This window comes from Streptomyces sp. NPDC054794 (assembly GCF_053611585.1).
In genome coordinates this window covers 114,441-131,715 of the sequence record NZ_JBSHAQ010000021.1, presented here as the reverse complement: position 1 = coordinate 131,715, position 17,275 = coordinate 114,441, and the positions used below count along the sequence as shown (strand labels likewise).

General features: G+C 71.8%; 13 protein-coding genes. 8 read left to right on the top strand and 5 right to left on the bottom strand.

Annotated features, from left to right (window positions below; genetic code table 11):
• Nucleotides 1-16 precede the first annotated feature (16 nt).
• A complete protein-coding gene (locus ACWGKT_RS23160) occupies nucleotides 17-796 on the top strand; it encodes an alpha/beta fold hydrolase (protein WP_356153178.1) in 780 nt (259 codons plus the stop codon).
• A gap of 288 nt (nucleotides 797-1,084) precedes the next feature.
• On the top strand, nucleotides 1,085-2,926 hold the full coding sequence (gene asnB / locus ACWGKT_RS23155) for an asparagine synthase (glutamine-hydrolyzing) (RefSeq protein ID WP_453275174.1): 1,842 nt from the start codon (nucleotides 1,085-1,087) through the stop codon (nucleotides 2,924-2,926).
• Nucleotides 2,927-2,970: 44 nt separating this feature from the next.
• On the opposite strand, the gene ACWGKT_RS23150 is transcribed toward asnB, so the two are convergent.
• Complete coding sequence (locus tag ACWGKT_RS23150) at nucleotides 2,971-4,575, bottom strand: alpha/beta hydrolase (RefSeq protein WP_453275173.1); 1,605 nt, start codon at nucleotides 4,573-4,575, stop codon at nucleotides 2,971-2,973.
• Between the two features lie 266 nt (nucleotides 4,576-4,841).
• Between ACWGKT_RS23150 and ACWGKT_RS23145 the strand changes: the two genes are divergently transcribed.
• Both ACWGKT_RS23145 and ACWGKT_RS23140 read left to right on the top strand, forming a co-directional pair.
• Nucleotides 4,842-5,522, top strand: coding sequence for a chaplin family protein (locus ACWGKT_RS23145; protein WP_453275172.1), 681 nt, complete (start codon nucleotides 4,842-4,844; stop codon nucleotides 5,520-5,522).
• Nucleotides 5,523-5,724: 202 nt separating this feature from the next.
• Nucleotides 5,725-6,579: a GNAT family N-acetyltransferase gene (locus ACWGKT_RS23140; RefSeq protein WP_453275171.1), complete on the top strand. Its 855-nt coding sequence runs from the start codon at nucleotides 5,725-5,727 to the stop codon at nucleotides 6,577-6,579.
• 211 nt (nucleotides 6,580-6,790) lie between these two features.
• Here ACWGKT_RS23140 and ACWGKT_RS23135 read toward each other — a convergent pair whose 3' ends face one another.
• Complete coding sequence (locus ACWGKT_RS23135) at nucleotides 6,791-8,110, bottom strand: MFS transporter (RefSeq protein ID WP_453275170.1); 1,320 nt, start codon at nucleotides 8,108-8,110, stop codon at nucleotides 6,791-6,793.
• A gap of 59 nt (nucleotides 8,111-8,169) precedes the next feature.
• On the opposite strand from ACWGKT_RS23135, the gene ACWGKT_RS23130 reads away from it, so the two are divergent.
• A complete protein-coding gene (locus tag ACWGKT_RS23130) occupies nucleotides 8,170-8,556 on the top strand; it encodes a MerR family transcriptional regulator (RefSeq protein ID WP_453275169.1) in 387 nt (128 codons plus the stop codon).
• Nucleotides 8,557-8,596: 40 nt separating this feature from the next.
• Nucleotides 8,597-9,373, top strand: a complete 777-nt coding sequence (locus ACWGKT_RS23125) for a GNAT family N-acetyltransferase (protein ID WP_453275168.1) — start codon at nucleotides 8,597-8,599, stop codon at nucleotides 9,371-9,373.
• Between the two features lie 265 nt (nucleotides 9,374-9,638).
• Here the strand turns inward: ACWGKT_RS23125 and ACWGKT_RS23120 are convergent, their stop codons facing one another.
• Nucleotides 9,639-9,902, bottom strand: coding sequence for a GlsB/YeaQ/YmgE family stress response membrane protein (locus ACWGKT_RS23120; protein WP_235458245.1), 264 nt, complete (start codon nucleotides 9,900-9,902; stop codon nucleotides 9,639-9,641).
• Between the two features lie 217 nt (nucleotides 9,903-10,119).
• Between ACWGKT_RS23120 and ACWGKT_RS23115 the strand changes: the two genes are divergently transcribed.
• On the top strand, nucleotides 10,120-11,568 hold the full coding sequence (locus ACWGKT_RS23115) for a hydrolase (protein ID WP_453275167.1): 1,449 nt from the start codon (nucleotides 10,120-10,122) through the stop codon (nucleotides 11,566-11,568).
• Between the two features lie 40 nt (nucleotides 11,569-11,608).
• Here the strand turns inward: ACWGKT_RS23115 and ACWGKT_RS23110 are convergent, their stop codons facing one another.
• Both ACWGKT_RS23110 and ACWGKT_RS23105 read right to left on the bottom strand, forming a co-directional pair.
• Entirely contained in the window at nucleotides 11,609-14,341 is a 2,733-nt protein-coding gene (locus ACWGKT_RS23110) for a glycoside hydrolase family 2 protein (protein ID WP_453275166.1), read from the bottom strand.
• A gap of 101 nt (nucleotides 14,342-14,442) precedes the next feature.
• Nucleotides 14,443-15,627, bottom strand: a complete 1,185-nt coding sequence (locus ACWGKT_RS23105; RefSeq protein WP_453275165.1) for an ROK family protein — start codon at nucleotides 15,625-15,627, stop codon at nucleotides 14,443-14,445.
• 118 nt (nucleotides 15,628-15,745) lie between these two features.
• Here ACWGKT_RS23105 and ACWGKT_RS23100 point away from each other — a divergent pair, with 118 nt between their 5' ends.
• Nucleotides 15,746-17,200 carry an APC family permease gene (locus tag ACWGKT_RS23100; RefSeq protein WP_453275164.1) on the top strand — a complete coding sequence of 485 codons (1,455 nt, stop codon included), beginning with the start codon at nucleotides 15,746-15,748 and terminating at the stop codon, nucleotides 17,198-17,200.
• Nucleotides 17,201-17,275 lie beyond the last annotated feature (75 nt).

Sequence of the window (17,275 nt, the reverse complement as noted above, 5' to 3'; positions counted from 1 at the left end):
ATTCCAGGAGGCCCTCATGCCGCAGCTCGAAGTCGACGGAGCGGTGCTGACGTACGACGACGAGGGCCCCCGCGACGGCGACGGCGCGCCCCTGGTGTTCATCCACGGCTGGACGGCCAACCGGCACCGTTGGGATCACCAGGTGGCGCACTTCGCCGAGCGCCGCCGAGTGATCCGGCTGGACCTGCGCGGGCACGGCGAGAGCAGCGGGGCGGGGGTGCGCACGATCGCGGCGCTGGCCGAGGACGTGCTCGCGCTCCTGGACCACCTGAAGGTCGAGCGCTTCGTCCTGATCGGCCACTCCATGGGCGGGATGATCTCCCAGACCATCGCCCTGGCCCATCCCGAGCGGGTCGAGCGGATGGTCCTGGTCAACTCCATCAGCCGGATGACCTACAGCCGGGGCCGGGGCCTGCTGCTGGGCGCCTCCGCCCTGGTGCCGTTCAAGCTGTTCGTCGCCGCCAACATCCAGCGGGCCTTCGCCCCGGGCTATCCGCGCGAGCAGATCCGGGAGTACGTCCGCGCCTCCGCGGACACCCCGCGCGAGGTCGTCATGACGCTGTACGGCGCCATGCGGGCCTTCGACGTCCTCGACCGGGTCGGCGAGATCCGCACGCCCACCCTGCTGGTCCACGGCTACCACGACATCCAGCTGCCGGTGCACCAGATGCTCCGGATGGCCAAGGCCTACCCGGACGCCGTGGTCCGCATCATCGACGCGGGCCACGAGCTGCCGGTGGAGAAGCCGGCGGAGCTGACGTCGGCGGTGGAGCGTTTCGTCGCCGTGGAGGCCTGACCGGACCCCTCCCGGTGGTCCTTGGGGAAGATTTTGCCCGTGGCCGGTTCCCGGGGGGACCGGCGCGGTGCGACGCCGATCCGCGGGTCTCGTGCGGGTAAAGCGCGGCCGGGAACGCGGGGAGCGTGGGCCGGTCGCGCGACGGTCGCGTTGACGGCCCGGAGTGCCTGACGGACGCTCGTCATATAGATGCTCGATGCAACCGGTTCGGTTGGGCATCGGCACACACATCCGGGACGTCGCAGGTGAGCGAGGTCCCGCCGCCGGGCCGGGGGCGGGAGGCACGACATGTGCGGCATCACCGGATGGGTTTCCTTCGACCGTGACCTGCGGACCGAGGCCGCGGTGGTGGACGCGATGACCGAGACGATGGCCTGCCGGGGCCCGGACGAGCGGGGCACCTGGATCGAGGGACCCGCCGCCCTCGGCCACCGCAGGCTCGCGATCATCGACCTGCCGGGCGGCCGCCAGCCCATGACCGCGGACACCCCGGACGGGACCGTCGCCCTGGTGTACTCGGGTGAGGCCTACAACTTCACCGAACTCCGCCGCGAACTCACCGGCCACGGCCACCGTTTCACGACCGACTCCGACACCGAGACCGTCCTGCGCGGCTACCTCGCATGGGGCGACGCCGTCGCCGAGCGCCTCAACGGCATGTACGCCTTCGCCGTCTGGGACGGCCGCCACGACAAGCTCGTGATGATCCGCGACCGCATGGGCATCAAGCCCTTCTACTGCTTCCCCACCCCCGACGGTGTCCTGTTCGGCTCCGAGCCCAAGGCGATCCTCGCCCACCCGCTGGTCCGGGCCAGGGTCCGCCTCGACGGCCTGCGTGAGCTGTTCACCCTGATCAAGACGCCCGGCCACGCGGTGTGGGAGGGCTTGCGGGAGGTCGAGCCCGGCACCGTCGTCACGGTCGACCGCGCGGGACCGCACACCCGCTCGTACTGGCGGCTGGAGACCCGGGCCCACCCCGACGACCGCGCCACCACCGTCGCCACCGTCCGCTCCCTGCTCGACGACATCGTGCGCCGCCAGCTGGTGGCCGACGTCCCCCGCTGCACCCTGCTCTCCGGCGGCCTCGACTCCTCGGCCCTCACCGCGCTCGCCGCCCTCCGGCTGGCGGAACACGGCGAGAAGGTCCGCAGCTTCGCCGTCGACTTCGTCGGCCAGAGCGACCACTTCGTCGCCGACGAACTGCGCGCCACCCCGGACACCCCCTTCGTGCACGACGCGGCACTCCTCGCCGGGACCGCACACCAGGACATCGTCCTCGACGCGCAGACGCTCGCCGACCCCGAGGCACGCGCCCGGGTGATCCGCGCCCGGGACCTGCCCGTCGGCTTCGGTGACCTGGACACCTCGCTCCTGCTGCTGTTCCAGGCGATCCGGGACCGCTCCACGGTCGCCCTGTCCGGCGAGTCCGCCGACGAGGTCTTCGGCGGCTACCAGCACTTCTTCGACGAGGAGGCGCGCCGCGCCGACACCTTCCCCTGGCTGGTGGGCTTCGCCCGGCGGACGGGGGAGGACACCAACCTGCTGCGCGCCGACGTGATCGAGACCCTGGACCTGGACTCGTACATCGCCGACGGCTACCGCACCGCCGTCGCCGCTGTCCGCCGCCTCGACGGCGAGAGCGACTTCGAGTACCGGATGCGGCAGATCTGCCACCTCCACCTGACCCGCTTCGTGCGCGCCCTGCTCGACCGCAAGGACCGGATGAGCATGGCGGTGGGCCTGGAGGTCCGCGTCCCCTACTGCGACCACCGCCTCGTCGAGTACGTCTACAACGCGCCCTGGTCCCTCAAGTCCTTCGACGGCCGCGAGAAGTCCCTCCTCAGGGAGGCGACGGCGGACATCATCCCCAGGACCGTCTACGACCGGGTCAAGAGCCCCTACCCGTCCACCCAGGACCCGCGCTACGGCCTCGCCCTGCAGCAGCAGGCCCAGGACCTCCTGGCCCGGCCCTCCCACCCGGTCTTCGACCTCGTCGACCGCGACAAACTCCACCGGGCCGCCCACCGCCCCGCCCCGGCGAGCACCCAGACGGCCCGCCGCGGTCTGGAACACGCCCTGGACCTGGCGGTGTGGCTGGACCTGTACCGCCCCGAGGTGTCCCTCGCCTGACGCGTTCCCCCTTCGGGCACGTACGGCCACGGCGGGCCGAGGGCTCACCCCATCGTGTTCGGCGTGTCCGGTCCGCAGGAGCTCCCGCTGGGCGGCAGCGAGCCGTACAGCAGGAAGTCGTATACCTTGCCGTGCACGCACTTCGAGGAGGAGTACCCCGTGTGCCCCTCGCCCTTGTTGTCGAGCACCACGGCGGACGGGCCGAGCCGCTCGGCCGTCTCCACGGTCCAGCGGTACGGCGTGGCGGGGTCGCCACGGGTCCCCACCAGCAGGATCTTCGGCGTGTCGAGGTTCTTGACGTGGTCACGGACGTAGTCGGTGCCCTTCGGCCGGCCGTAGCACATGAGCACCTCGGTGAGCCGGTACTGGCCGAAGACCGGCGACGCCTGCTCGTACTCGGCCTTCAGCCGCTTGAGGTCCTTGGCGATCTGCCGTTCGGTCGGGCGGTCCGGGTCGTCGGCGCAGGTGACCGCGATCAGCGCGGCCGAAAGATTGTCGGAGGGGACGTCCCCCTCGTCGACGAGCCCGCCACCGTTCGCCCGCACCCTCGTCCCCAGACCCGGAAGCGCGATGCCGCCGGACGAGAAGTTCTGGATGGCCGTGGTGTCGCCGTCGTCCACCAGCGAGGCGATCGCCCGCTCCAGCGAGGGCCACATCTCCTTGCTGTAGAGCCCCTGCGCGATCGCGCCCACCAGGTCCTGACCGGAGAACCCGGTTCCCAGACCCGTGGCCACCGGATCCTCGTCGAGGGAGTGGATGAGCCGCACGACCTGGTCCCCGGCCTGGCGCCGGTCCTGCCCGAACGGGCAGGCGATGTCCGTGGCACACCAGTCCAGGAAATCGTCCAGCGCCGTCTGCTGCCCGGCGGCACCCACCACGCCCTGGTCGGCCAGCGACTCGGTCAGCGTGTCCACCCCGTCCAGCACCATCCGCCCGACCTTGTCCGGGAACTGGGCCGCGTACACCGCCCCGAGCCTGCTGCCGTAGGAGAAGCCCAGGTAGTTGAGCCTGTCGTCGCCGAGGGCCTGGCGGATGACGTCCATGTCGCGGGACACGTTGATCGTGCCCATGTGCGGCATGACCGGGCCGGAGTGCCTGGCGCACTCGGCGGCCGTCCTGCGCAGCAGCGTCAGGGCGGACTTCGGATTGTCGAGGTTCACCTCCGTCTCCGTCTCCGACAGCGCGGGGGCCTTGCCGATGCCTACGCCGCAGCTGACGGGCGAGGACCTGCCGACGCCGCGCGGGTCGAAGGAGACCACGTCGTAGCCGTTGGTCAGGTCCATGAACTCCTTGCCGCCGGAGCCGAGTTCGCTGACACCGGCCGCGCCAGGACCGCCGAAGTTCAGCAGCACCGAGCCGCGCGACTTCCCGGTCGCCCGGTAGCGGGCCAGCCCCAGGTCGAGCGTGCCCGCCCGGGGTCGCGCGTAGTCGATCGGGACCGTGACCTTGCCGCACTCCATGTCCTTGGGCATGCCCTGGCGCTCGCAGGACGACCACGTGATCTTCTGGGTGTAGAAGCGGGTGAGGTCGGGCTGCGGCGGGGTGTCGGCCGCCGCCGCGGGCAGCCCCGCGCCGAGCAGGGCGAGCGTGACCGCCCCGGCGCCCCCGCAGCGCCGTAGGGCCGGTCGCCGTGACAGCTTGGCCAGCATCGATGCCTCCAGGGACGCCGCGGACCGGGGTCGGCGCCCTCGCTCACCATAAGCGGCCCCCTCGGGGCCCGCCTCCGGGCGAGCGAGGCGGTACGGGGTGTCGTATCCTGCGCACGCTTCGTGATCATTCGATGGCTTTACCGCTGGTTCGAGAACCCTGCCACTCGATGGGGTGAAAGGCAGATAAGCCATAACTCCGATGGTTCGCCTGCGTTTAATCCGGTGCGGGCGAGTGCCCGCGACCATGTCTGGAAGGCAGGGAACCTATGAAACGGGTTACCCGAAACGGTGTGATCGCTGTTGCCGCCGCCTCGGGGGCGATGGCCATGACGATTCCGGCGTTCGCCGACTCCGGTGCGGACGGATCGGCGGTCGGCTCGCCCGGGGTGGTCTCCGGCAACACCGTCCAGCTCCCGGTGCACGTTCCGGTGAATGTGTGCGGGAACACCGTGAACGTGGTGGGTCTCCTGAACCCCGCCGCGGGCAACGCCTGCGCCAACAAGGGCGGTTCCGGTGGCGGTACGGCCTCCTCCGGTACGGCCTCCTCCGGTACGGCGTCGTCCGGTGCGGCGTCCTCCGGCGGCGCGACCGCGCACGGCGGCGGAATGGATTCCCCGGGCGTGCTCTCCGGCAACGGGGTCCAACTCCCGATCCACGTACCGGTGAATGTCAGCGGCAACGGCGTGAACGTGGTCGGCGTCGGCAACCCGGCCACGGGCAACTCGTCCGTGAACACCTCCGGCCACCCGGACCAGCCGGCGAGCCCCGTCCCGCCCCGGTCCCACCCCGTCCCGCAGGCGCGCCACCACGTGGCGCCGCCGGTCCGGGGCGCCACGCTCGCCCACACAGGAGCGGACCTTACCGCGCCGACCATCGCCGCGAGCAGCGCGCTGCTGATCACCGGCGTGGTGTTGTACCGACGGTTCCGGCCGAAAGGGGACCGCTGACCCCGGTCGGGTCGACAGTGCGGGAGGCCCCGCCGGGCATGCGGCCGGCGGGGCCTTCGGCTACGTCAATGCCGCTGCAAACAGGACTTGTTGAAGCCTCGACGGCTCGAACCCGTCGTGGCGCGAGGCCGGTTGATCGGGAAGGATGCTGCGGGCGCGGTCGATCACCGCGCCCCCGCAGCTACGGAATTGGAGCGCACCGATGACCTCTTTGGCCCCCCAGGACCTCGTCGTCACGCGGGCCACCATCGAGGACTGGCCGGTGATCAGCGGGTGGGCGGCGGACGAGGGCTGGAACCCCGGGCTGTCCGACGGCCCCGCCTTCTTCGCCCAGGACCCCGACGGATTCTTCCTCGGCCGGATCGACGGGGAGCCGGTCTCGGCCATCTCCGTCGTCAACTACGGCCCCGACTACGCCTTCCTGGGCTGCTACCTGGTCCGGCCGGACCAGCGCGGCCGGGGCCACGGCATCACCACCTGGAAGACCGCGCTGGCGCACGCCGGGAACCGCACCGTCGGCCTCGACGGAGTCGTCGCCCAGCAGGACAACTACCGTCAGTCCGGCTTCGAACTCGCCTACCGCACCATCCGGTTCACCGGCCCGGCCCCCGAGGCCGCCACGCCCGAGCGCGTCCGCCCGGCCGGCCCCGCCGACCTCGCGGCCGTCACCGCCTACGACAGCGCCTGCTACCCGGCCGACCGGCCCCGCTTCCTGGCCGCGTGGCTGACCGGCGACGGCCACCGGACGTTCGTCCGCACCGACGGCGAACGCCTCACCGGCTACGGCGTGATCCGCCCCGGGCGCGACAGCCTGCGCATCGGCCCGCTGTTCGCCGACGGCCCCGACGACGCGCGGGCCCTGTTCGCCGCCCTCACCGCCGAGGCCGCCGGACGCGAGGTCGCCGTCGACGTGCCCGAGACGAACGCGCCGGGCATCGCCCTCGCCGAAGCGGCCGGCTTCACCGCCTCCTTCGAGACCGCCCGCATGTACACCGGCCCGGTACGCGACTTCGCCCAGGACCGGGTGTTCGGCGTCACGACCCTCGAACTCGGCTGACGCGTACGGCGGTTCACGTCGACGGCGCGACAGCGGGCGGCCGTGCCGCCGCTGTGCTGCTTGGCGTTGGTGCGGCGGCGGGGGTATCCGGCCGCGCTCGTACGGGCGCCTCCCGGCTGCCGCGCCGGACGGGAGAGGTGTGCCGTCGTTTCCCGGCCGCCGTGACGAGCGCGGCCGTGATCACTCGAACTCCGCTGACCCACCCGGCGGTTCACGTCCGCGGTGCGGCGCCGCGAGGTCGCGCCGCCGCCGAGCTCTCCGGCGTTCGTGCGGCGCCGGGAGTCGGGGACTGGCCCGGGACATCCGGTCGCGGCCGCGACCTGCCGGGCCCGGCAGGGCCGCCGCGCCGGACGGGGAACGCGTGCTGTCGTCCCCCGGCGACCGTGACCAGCGCGGCCGTGACCAGTGGCAGCGCCGTCCAGGGCAGGGCGCCGGGACCCGGGCCGTCCAGGGTCAGGCCCCCGAGCAGTGAACCGGCCGCGATAGCCGCGTTGTACACGGTGGTCTGCAGTGAGGTCGCCACATCGGCGTCCGCGGGGCCGGAGGCGTCGACGAGCGCGGTCTGGATCAGTGTCGGCGCGCCGCCGAAGGCCATCCCCCACAGGGCGACCGCCCCGACGAGCGCACCGGGCGTACCGGCGGCGAGACCGAGCACCGCCAGCACGGCCGCGAACAGGGTCAGCGCGGTGAGCAGGGCCGCCCGCAGATGGCGGTCGATCAGCGCCCCGGTGACCCAGATCCCGGCCACCGTCGCGCATCCGAACACCGCGAGCAGCGGGCCGGTACGACCGAATCCGGCGTGCGCCGCGAACGGGGCGACGTACGTGTACATCACCTGATGGCCCAGCAGCAGGAACAGCGTCACGGACAGGACCGGACGGATCCCCGGGCGCACGGCGACCCGGAGCAGCGGCACGCGCGCGTGCGCGGGTTCGCCCGGGAAGGCGGGCACCCGCCATCGGACCCAGCCCGCCACCAGGGCCGCGAGCAGGGCCGGCAGAACGGAGACCGTGCGCCAGGGCAGTGCCCCGCCCAGCGCGGTGGCGGTGGGGACGCCCAGGCACAGGGCGAGGGTGATGCCGGCCAGCACGATCGCGATGGCCCGGCCGCGCCGCTCGGCGGGCACCATCCGGGCCGCGTACCCGACCAGCATCGCCCACAGCGTGCCGCCCATGGCCCCGGCCAGCAGGCGGGCCGCGAACGTGAGGGCGTACGACGACGAGACGGCGACCAGGGCGTTCGCACAGGCGAGACCCAGCAGCGCGCCGACGAGCACCGGTCGGCGCGGCAGCCCGCGCAGGGCCGCAGTGAGCGGGACGGCGGCCAGGAAGGAGGCGGCCGCGTACGCGGTGACCAGGAGGCCGACGCGGGATTCGGAGACGCGCAGCGCCGGGGCCATCGACGGCAGCAGCCCGGCCGGGAGCAGTTCGGTCATGACGGCGGTGAAGGCCGCGGCCGACAGCGCGAGGAGGCCCGGCCACGGCAGCGGAGCGGGCAGGGGAGTGCCCGTGACCCGGGAAGCGGTGGACATGCGAGCATGGTCGGAGCCTCACATCAGTGTGAAGGTCAAGCGCGGCCCCGGAGGGAGCCATGAGGATCGGCGAGCTGTCCCGCCGCACCGGCGTCCCCACCCGGCTGCTGCGCTACTACGAGGAACAGGACCTGCTCCACCCCGAGCGGACCGGCAACGGCTACCGCGCCTACGGCGAGTCCGCCGTCCAGGACGTCCAGCAGATCCGCGGACTGCTGGACTCGGGCCTCACCACGGAGATGATCCGCGCGATCCTGCCGTACCTCTGTGGCCCCGGCGAGATCCATCCGCCCCCCGAGTCCGTGACCCCCGGGACGGCCGCGCTGCTGCGCGATCACCTCGACCGCATCCAGGCCCGCATCGACTGCCTGGCCCGCAACCACGACCGGCTGAGCGCCTACCTGGCCGCGGTACGCCCGGCCGACGGGAAGAGCGCCCACGGGTAATCCCGTTGCCCGGGCCCGCCCAGGATGCTGGAGTGAGCGCATGGATCACGCCTCGGTGCTCGCCCTGTACGACCGCGACATGCGCGAGGGCGCCCGGCCCGACGGCCCCGGAGCCCGGATCGAGCGCACCGGCGACGTGGTGCGGCAGGTCGCCGACGCCCATGGCTGGAACGGCGTCGTCTGGTCGGGACTGGACCGGGCGGGCGCGGACCGGGCGATCGCCGAGCAGATCGCCCGTTTCACCTCACTGGGCCGCGACTTCGAGTGGAAGCTGTACGGCCACGACCTCCCGCACGACCTCGGCGCGCGGCTCACCGCCGCGGGATTCCGGCCGGAGCCCGAGGAGACGCTGATGATCGCCGAGACGGGCACGCTGACCGTCGAGGCACGACCGCCCGCCGGCGTCCGCCTCCTGCCCGCCACCGACGCGGCGGGCGTCGACCTCGCGGTGGACGTGCACGAGAGGGCGTTCGGCACGGACGGGACGCGGCTGCGGCACCGGCTGCTCGCCCGGCTCGCCGCCGACCCGGACACAATCGTCGCCGTCGTGGCGCTGGCCGGCGAGGAGCCGGTCGCCGCGGCCCGCCTGGAGCTGATCCCGGGCGCCCGGTTCGCCGGGCTGTGGGGCGGCGGCACCGTCGAGGCGTGGCGCGGCCGGGGCCTCTACCGCGCCCTGGTCGCCCACCGCGCCCACACCGCCGCGGCCCTCGGCTACCGTTACCTCCAGGTCGACGCGTCCGCCCGGAGCCGCCCCATCCTCGAACGCCTCGGCTTCCAGCCGCTGGGCACGACGACGCCGTACGTGTACGAGCCGTAGCCCGGCAGGCCGTCCGCCCCCCTCGAAGGGGCCCAACGGCCCGGTATGCAGGGCCTGTTGGCCCAGGCGCCGACGCCACCGCGCTGCGACCCTGAGGGTGTGGGGGTCGCCACGACCCCGGGGGACAGCCTCCCGCAAGCGCCCTTCCTCCCCCGTGTTCGGCGCTCGGTCGAGGCTGTGGGCCCGCCGACGTCGAGGGGAGCCGCGTCGGCGGGCCCGCACCGTGTCGCCCGAACGGCAGGGCGTTTGTGGTGTTTCCGACGGTTCAGCGGCGTGACAGCGCCCGGTCCAGGGACGCCACACCCACCGCCGCGAGTCCGATCTGGATGAACCACTCGATCCAGTCGGGCCCCTTGGTGTCGGCCACCCCGAACCCGGCGGCGATCGCCGAACCCAGCAGCGCGGCCACGATGCCGACGACGATCGTCCAGAGGACGCCGATGTGCTGACGGCCGGGGACGACGAGGCGTCCCAGTACGCCGATGATGATGCCGATGACGATGGCACTGATGATGCCCGAGATTTCCATCTCCGCCCCTCTTCGTCGCGGTACCCGCTGATATCCAATGTGCCCCCGAAATCCGGGGCCAGTCCGCTCCGGTCATTGCCGGGACTTTCTGTTCACCGACCCGACACGTCATGTACCTTTCAATCAATCGACGCGTGTAGAACGCTCAACCAGGTTCTACGCGCGCAGACTTGGCGCCCGCCCCGCCTCTACCCCACCGCTCACGGAGGTTCGCCGGATGCTCGGTTCCAGAAGATCCCCCCGCAGATTCGCCACGGCCCTGGCCGGCTTCGGGCTGCTCGTCACGGGAGCCGCCCTGCAGCTCGGCACCGGTGCCGCACCCGCCCACGCGGCCACCACGCACCGCATCCTGTTCGACAACGCCCATGCCGAGACGGCCGGCAACGCCGACTGGATCATCTCCACCAGCCAGCCCGACCCGCTCGGCCAGGACTCCTCCCCGTCCGCCGAGACGGACTGGACCGGCGCCCTGTCCTCCTGGGGCGTCTCCCTGCAGAAGACCGGCGGCTACAGCCTGAAGACGCTGCCCTCGGGCTCCAGCCTCAGCTACGGCGGCTCCTCGACGACCGACCTGTCGAACTTCGACACGCTCGTCCTGCCCGAGCCGAACACGCTGTTCACGACCGCCGAGAAGACGGCGATCATGAACTTCGTGAAGAACGGCGGCGGTCTGTTCATGATCTCCGACCACACCGGCGCCGACCGCAACAACGACGGCCAGGACGCGGTCGAGATCCTCAACGACCTGATGACCAACAACAGCGTCGACTCGACCGACCCGTTCGGTTTCTCCATCGACTCGCTGAGCATCAGCTCCGGCTATCCGGCCGCCATCAGCGACAGCTCCGACCCGGTGCTGCACGGCTCCTTCGGCACGGTCACCAAGAGCCTGATCGCCAGCGGCACCACCGCCACCCTCAAGCCCGCCGACAACTCCTCCGTCAAGGGCCTTCTCTACCGCAGCGGTTACTCCGGAAACACCGGTGCCTTCTTCCTCACCAGCACCTTCGGCAGCGGTCGTGTCGCCTTCTGGGGCGACAGCTCGCCCATCGACGACGGCACCGGCCAGTCCGGCAACACCCTGTACGACGGCTGGAACGACTCCGGCGCCACCAACGCGGCCCTCGCCCTCAACGCCACCGCGTGGCTGGCCGGTTCGGGCAGCACCGGCGGAGGCGGTGGTGGCTCCACCTGCACCGCAGCCCAGCTGCTCGGCAACAACGGCTTCGAGTCGGGCAGCACCACCTGGAGTGCCAGCAGCGGCGTCATCACCAACTCGACCGGCGAGGCGGCGCGTACGGGTTCGTACTACGCCTGGCTGGACGGGTACGGCAGCGCCACCACCGACACCCTCTCCCAGCCGGTGACCATCCCGTCCGGCTGCACCACCGCCACGCTCAGCTTCTACCTGCACGTCGACACGGCGGAGACCAGCACCAGCACGGCGTACGACACGCTCAAGGTCCAGGTCCTGAACAGCTCCGGAACGGTCCTGGGCACCCTGGCGACCTACTCCAACCTCAACGCCGCCGGCGGCTACACCCAGCGCAGCTTCAACCTGGCGAGCTACGCCGGCCAGAGCATCACCCTGAAGTTCACCGGCACCGAGGGCTCCACCCTGCAGACGTCCTTCGTCCTCGACGACACGGCGCTCAACGTCAGCTGACGCCGAAGGGGCCCGGCCTCGTCGGCCGGGCCCCACCGGGTCACGCCGCCGGGACCGTCGTCTCCGGCGTGTTCCAGCCGGAGATCCTCACCCGTGGTGCGGATCCGTGCAGATCGGCCGTCCGATAGGTGGCGGTCAGCGTCACCGACTCGCCCGGCCACAGGCTCACCTGGTTGTCCGACCAGCGCACCGGCAGCACCGGCCGGCCCTGCGCGTCGACCAGATGGGCGTCCGTCAGCAGCGCCGGGGTCTTTGCGCCCCCCGTGGCCCGCAGTGTCACCGTGGTGGTCGAGGTCCCGTCCGCGGAGCCCGTCGACGTCGTCGTCGCGGTCGCCGACACCGGCGCCTGGGCCATCGACGTCAGCCCCTTCAGATCGGCGTAGCTCGTCGTCGGCGTGTAGTACCAGTCGGTGCCGGCCCAGTCGAGGGTGTCCGGCTTGGTGGAGAGCCAGTACACGTTGCGGCTCACCTCCTTGCCCGAGGAGTCGGTCAGGACCAGGCGGACCAGGTACGTCGTCGACAGCCCGCTCACCGACGCGGGCAGCGTCAGCGCGGTGGTGTGCGCCCCGTCCCCGTCGACCGTCACCCCGGTGACGGTCTTGTCGTACTTCTGCGTGCCGTCGGGGTTGAACAGGGTGGCCCGCGCGGTCAGTCCGGTCGCGGAGCCGTGCCGGTTGTCGACCACGACGACCGAGCGGTTGTCGTACGAGTACTGGATGTGCAGCGGCTCGTTGGCCTTCTTGGCGCCGAAGTAGGCGCCGCCCTGGTCGAGGTAGCGGTCCATCAGCTGCCAGTGCAGGGACGTCCAGCCGCTGTTGAACATCCAGTAGATCACCCCGGTGGACGGCTTCGAGGCGTCCGTCTGGTTGCGCTCGTAGGCCTCGTACTGGGCGCGGACGTTCTCGTACTGCGCGAGCTGCGCCTTGCGCACGTAGTCGGTGAGGCCGGTCGGGGCGCCGTAGCGGCCGGCCAGGGCGTTGTCGTAGATCTTCAGCGTGCCGAAGACCGGCGACGGGGAGCGGTGGTACTGCTTGGTGCCGGGGTTCTTCCAGAGCGTGTCCAGCTCGGCCGGTGACATCATCCGGCGCAGGGTGTCGAGGGTGGGGATGTCCGGGCCCGCGCTGGTCTCGGAGTTGAAGCCGGTGGCCCCGCCCTCGCGCTTGGCGTACCAGTAGTTCGGCGGGATCCAGTCGTAGGGGCCGGTCATCTTCATGCCCGAACTGCCCAGCTGCGGCGAGGACTTGTCGGAGGCGGCGGAGACCACCGGGGTCGGCCAGTCGGCGGCCCGCAGGGCGTCCAGGTAGTTCTTCTCGATCGTCGCGTCGGGTGCGAAGTCGCTGCCGATCAGGAAGGAGATCACGCTCGGGTGGTCACGCAGCCGGGCGGCCTCGGCGGCCATCGACGCCTTGGCGACCGGGTAGTCGGCCGGGGTCCACTTGTCGCCGGACTCGCCGCTCCCGTTGACCTGGCCCTCCCACTTGTCGCAGCACTCCCAGCCCGGCAGGGTCAGGACGCCGTGGCGGTCGGCCAGTTCGAAGAACTCGTCGGGCTCGATGTGCCCTTCGAGACGGATGGTGTTGAGGCCGAGGTCGAGTGCGTACTTCAGCCGGTCCTCGACATAGGTCCGGTCCCAGCGCAGGAACTCGTCCGGCGACCAGCCGCCGCCCTTGATCAGCAGCTTGCGGCCGTTGATCCGGTACTGGCGGGCGCCGTCGGAGTTCAGCGGCGCCTGCACGTCACGGATGCCGAAGGTCTCGTGCGTGGAGTCGGACACCGTGCCGGCGACGGACGCGGTCAGGTCGAGGCCGTACAGGGGCTGGTCGCCCATGCCCGCCGGCCACCACACCCGCGGCGAGGTGAGGTGCAGGCCGGGGGAGTCGGCCGGGGTGAAGGTGACGGTCTTCGTCTCGTGCGCGGCGAGCGTGACGGTCCTGGCGAAGGACGTTCCCGCGACGCTGCCGGAGACCTCGGTGGTGACGGGGGCGTCGGAGTCGTTGCGGGCCTGCGCCCTGACCGTCAGGTCGGCCGTGGCGAGCGAGGGGACGGCCAGCTTGCTCACCACGTGCGCGTCGCGCAGCGCGACCGGGCCGCCGCGGCGGACCAGGACGTCCCGGACGATGCCCATGTTCTCGTCGGGCGGCGGCTGGAGCCAGTCGATCCAGCCCATGGTGAGGTTCTTGTTCGGCTCGTTGGGCCGGATGCGGAAGGCGACCGTGTTGGTGCCGGACCGGACCAGCGAGGTGACGTCCAGTTCGTGCCGGGTGTAGGCGCCGGCGACATCGGCGGCCTTGGCCACCTGGCGGCCGTTCACATAGACGTCGGCCGCCGAGATCACGCCGCTGAAGTCGAGGTAGGTGCGCTCGGCGGTGTCGGCGACCGTGAAGTCGGTCCGGTACCACCACGGGACCTGGAAGTCGGCCTTGGGGATCTTCTGCTGGTCGGTGGAGTAGAACGGGTTCGCGTACAGGCCGTTCGCGAGCAGTGCCGCGAGGACGGTGGAGCGGGGGCCGGCCGGGTACCAGCCGGTCGCCGGATAGCCGGGGGAGGAGACGGCCTCCGGGGAGTCGCCGACCTTCGCCGTCGACTGGATCGCGTAGCCGGACAGCGGGGTGCTGCTGCCGGCGGCGGAGGGGACGCGGGTGACCCGGGCGTGCGCCCGTGCCGGGGCCGGATCCCGGGACCCGGCCCAGGCACTGGTGGACAGCGAACAGAGCAGGCCCAGAGCCACGGCCGCGGTGGCGAGGCGGCGCCTGGGGGCGGGGCGAGGGAACACAGCGGTCTCCAGCCTCGTAAAGTTAGGAAACTTTACTAACCTGCCTCAAGCTAGGCCGCCCGATGGGCGGTGTCAATCACCGTGGCCCCGGCGGCAGATGTTCAGGACACGGCCGTCCTGTGCTCGAACACCATCTCCCGCGCGGTGCCCAACGCCGTCGCCACCGCGCCCAGCAGGACCGCGTCCTCACCCAGTCGGCTCGGCGCGATCTTCGGGCGCAGGGGGGTGAGCGTGCGCAGATGCTCCCGGACCGGCCGCAGCAGCAGGTCCACGCTGTGGCCCACCCCGCCTCCCAGGACCACCAGATCGGGGTCGAGCACCGCCGCGGCGGCCGCCACCGTGTGCGCGATCCGCTCGCCCTCCAGGTGCACCGCCTTGACCGCGGCCTCGTTGCCCTGCCGGGCCGCGTCGAACACGGCCTTGGCGGTGAGCTGCCCGCTCATCCCGAACCGGCGCGCCGCCTCGACGACGGCCACCCCCGACACGGCGTCCTCCAGCCGCTCCGGCTTGAGCTGCCCCGGCCAGGGCAGGAAACCGATCTCCCCGGCCAGCCCGTGCGCGCCCGTGAACAGCCGCCCCTCGCTGACGACGCCCATGCCGAGACCGGTCCCGATCAGGATGTACGCGAACAGCCGGCTGCCCGCGCCGACCCCGAACGTGTACTCGCCCAGGGCGGCCAGATTGGCGTCGTTGTGCACTTCCAGCGGTATGCCGAGCTCGGCGCGCAGCCGGTCGAGCAGCCCCGCGCGGCCCCAACCCGGCAGATGCATCGCGTACCTCACGCGCCGCTGCTTCTCGTCGTAGACGCCGGGCGTGCCCACCACCCCGTGCGCCACCTGCGCCGGGTCCACCCCGGAGTTGGCCACGACCTGCCGGGCGGTGCCGACGAGCAGGTCGGTCAGGGCGTCCGCGCCGCGAGCGGGGTTGCGCACGTCGGAGCGGGCGACCACCGTGCCGTCCAGGTCGGCGAGCGCGACCCGCAGCCAGCTGCGGCCCATGTCGATGCCGAGCGCGTAACCGGCGGCCGGGTCCGGGGCGTACAGGACGGCGACCCGCCCGCGCTCGGGGGCGTGGGTGCCCACCTCGTGCACGAGCCCGGCCGCCTCCAGCGAGGCGAGCGCGCTGGAGACCGTCGGCTTGGACAGACCGGTCTCCCGGGCGAGCTGGGCGCGGGACGCGGCGCCGTGGTCCCGCAGCCGGTCCAGGAGCAGCCGTTCGTTGGCGCTGCGCAGCCGCTGACGGCTCCAGGGCTGTTCGTGCTGCTCTATGGCGTCGCTGGCGGGCATCGCACCATTCTCACGTATTCCTGTCGCATACTTGACGCATCTAGTAAGGCTCCTTAACTTTATCGGCCATCCCGCCTCCTCCGGCAGACCTCGCCGTGCAACGCGTCAGGAGCCCCCAATGTCCGGTAGTCCGCCACCCTCGGGTGGCTTCGTCCGTCGCGTCGGCCTCTTCCAGGCCACCGCCATCAACATGAGCCAGATGTGCGGCATCGGTCCGTTCGTGACGATCCCGCTGATGGTCGCCGCGTTCGGCGGCCCCCAGGCGGTCATCGGGTTCGTCGCGGGCGCGGTGCTGGCGCTCTGCGACGGCCTCGTCTGGGCCGAACTGGGCGCCGCGATGCCCGGCTCCGGCGGCAGTTACGTCTATCTGCGCCAGGCCTTCCAGTACCGCACGGGCCGGCTGATGCCGTTCCTGTTCGTGTGGACGGCCATGCTCTTCATCCCGTTGATCATGTCCACCGGCGTGGTCGGCTTCGTCCAGTACCTCGGCTATCTCGCCCCCGACCTGGGCCGGACCCCCGGCGACCTGATCGGCCTCGGCGTCATCGCGCTGGTCGTGATCCTGCTCTGGCGGGGCATCGAGCACATCGCCCGCATCACCGCCGTGATGTGGGCCGTCATGATCGCCTCGGTGCTCCTGGTGATCGTCGCCGCGGCGACGGACTTCAGCGCGGACCTGGCCTTCACCTACCCGGCGCGCGCCTTCGACCTGACCTCGAACCACTTCTGGCTCGGCTTCGCCGCGGGCCTGACCATCGGCATCTACGACTACCTCGGCTACAACACGACCGCCTACATGGGCGCCGAGATCAAGGACCCGGGCCGGACGCTGCCGCGGTCCATCATCTTCTCGATCCTCGGCATCATGGCGATCTACCTGCTGCTGCAGATCGGCACGCTGGGCGTCATCGACTGGCAGCGCATGACCGACCCGGACGACATCGCCGCCACCTCGGTGGCCTCGGCGGTCCTGGAGAAGACCTGGGGCAAGGGCGCCGCCGACACGGTGACCGTACTGATCCTGATCACGGCGTTCGCCTCGGTGTTCACCGGACTCCTCGGCGGCTCGCGGGTGCCCTACGACGCCGCCCGCGACCGCGTCTTCTTCCGCCCCTACGAGAAGCTGCACCCCCGCCACCGCTTCCCGATGCTGGGCCTGGCGACGATGGGTGTGATCACCGCGATCGGCTTCCTGATCGGCCGCCACACGGACCTGGCCACCCTGATCCAGCTGCTGACCACGGTGATGGTGATCGTCCAGGCGCTGGCCCAGATCGTGGCCCTGTCCGTCCTGCGCAAACGACAGCCGACCCTGCGCCGCCCCTACCGCATGTGGCTCTACCCCCTCCCGAGCGTCGTCGCCTTCGTCGGCTGGTGCGTGATCTACGGCTACGCCGACAAGAACTCCCCGGGCCGCCACCCCATCGAGTGGTCCCTGGCCTGGGTGGCCCTCGGCTGCGTGGCCTTCGTCGTCTGGGCGCGGCTGGAGAAGGTGTGGCCGTTCGGGCCGAGGGAGATCACGGAGGAGTTCCTCACCGCGCCCACGCCGGACACGGAGCCCGCCGGCGCCTGACCTCGACCGTCCCGCGGTGCGCCGCGGTCCCCGTCGCTCGCGAAGCCGTCCCGGCCGGACACACGTCCGGCCCGG

What these genes read in the sequence shown, in the direction of transcription:
- ACWGKT_RS23160 (WP_356153178.1), top strand. Translation starts at nt 17, where the DNA reads ATGCCGCAGCTCGAAGTCGACGGAGCGGTGCTGACGTACGACGACGAG.
- asnB (WP_453275174.1), top strand. Translation starts at nt 1,085, where the DNA reads ATGTGCGGCATCACCGGATGGGTTTCCTTCGACCGTGACCTGCGGACC.
- ACWGKT_RS23150 (WP_453275173.1), bottom strand. Translation starts at nt 4,575, where the DNA reads ATGCTGGCCAAGCTGTCACGGCGACCGGCCCTACGGCGCTGCGGGGGC.
- ACWGKT_RS23145 (WP_453275172.1), top strand. Translation starts at nt 4,842, where the DNA reads ATGAAACGGGTTACCCGAAACGGTGTGATCGCTGTTGCCGCCGCCTCG.
- ACWGKT_RS23140 (WP_453275171.1), top strand. Translation starts at nt 5,725, where the DNA reads ATGACCTCTTTGGCCCCCCAGGACCTCGTCGTCACGCGGGCCACCATC.
- ACWGKT_RS23135 (WP_453275170.1), bottom strand. Translation starts at nt 8,110, where the DNA reads ATGTCCACCGCTTCCCGGGTCACGGGCACTCCCCTGCCCGCTCCGCTG.
- ACWGKT_RS23130 (WP_453275169.1), top strand. Translation starts at nt 8,170, where the DNA reads ATGAGGATCGGCGAGCTGTCCCGCCGCACCGGCGTCCCCACCCGGCTG.
- ACWGKT_RS23125 (WP_453275168.1), top strand. Translation starts at nt 8,597, where the DNA reads ATGGATCACGCCTCGGTGCTCGCCCTGTACGACCGCGACATGCGCGAG.
- ACWGKT_RS23120 (WP_235458245.1), bottom strand. Translation starts at nt 9,902, where the DNA reads ATGGAAATCTCGGGCATCATCAGTGCCATCGTCATCGGCATCATCATC.
- ACWGKT_RS23115 (WP_453275167.1), top strand. Translation starts at nt 10,120, where the DNA reads ATGCTCGGTTCCAGAAGATCCCCCCGCAGATTCGCCACGGCCCTGGCC.
- ACWGKT_RS23105 (WP_453275165.1), bottom strand. Translation starts at nt 15,627, where the DNA reads ATGCCCGCCAGCGACGCCATAGAGCAGCACGAACAGCCCTGGAGCCGT.
- ACWGKT_RS23100 (WP_453275164.1), top strand. Translation starts at nt 15,746, where the DNA reads ATGTCCGGTAGTCCGCCACCCTCGGGTGGCTTCGTCCGTCGCGTCGGC.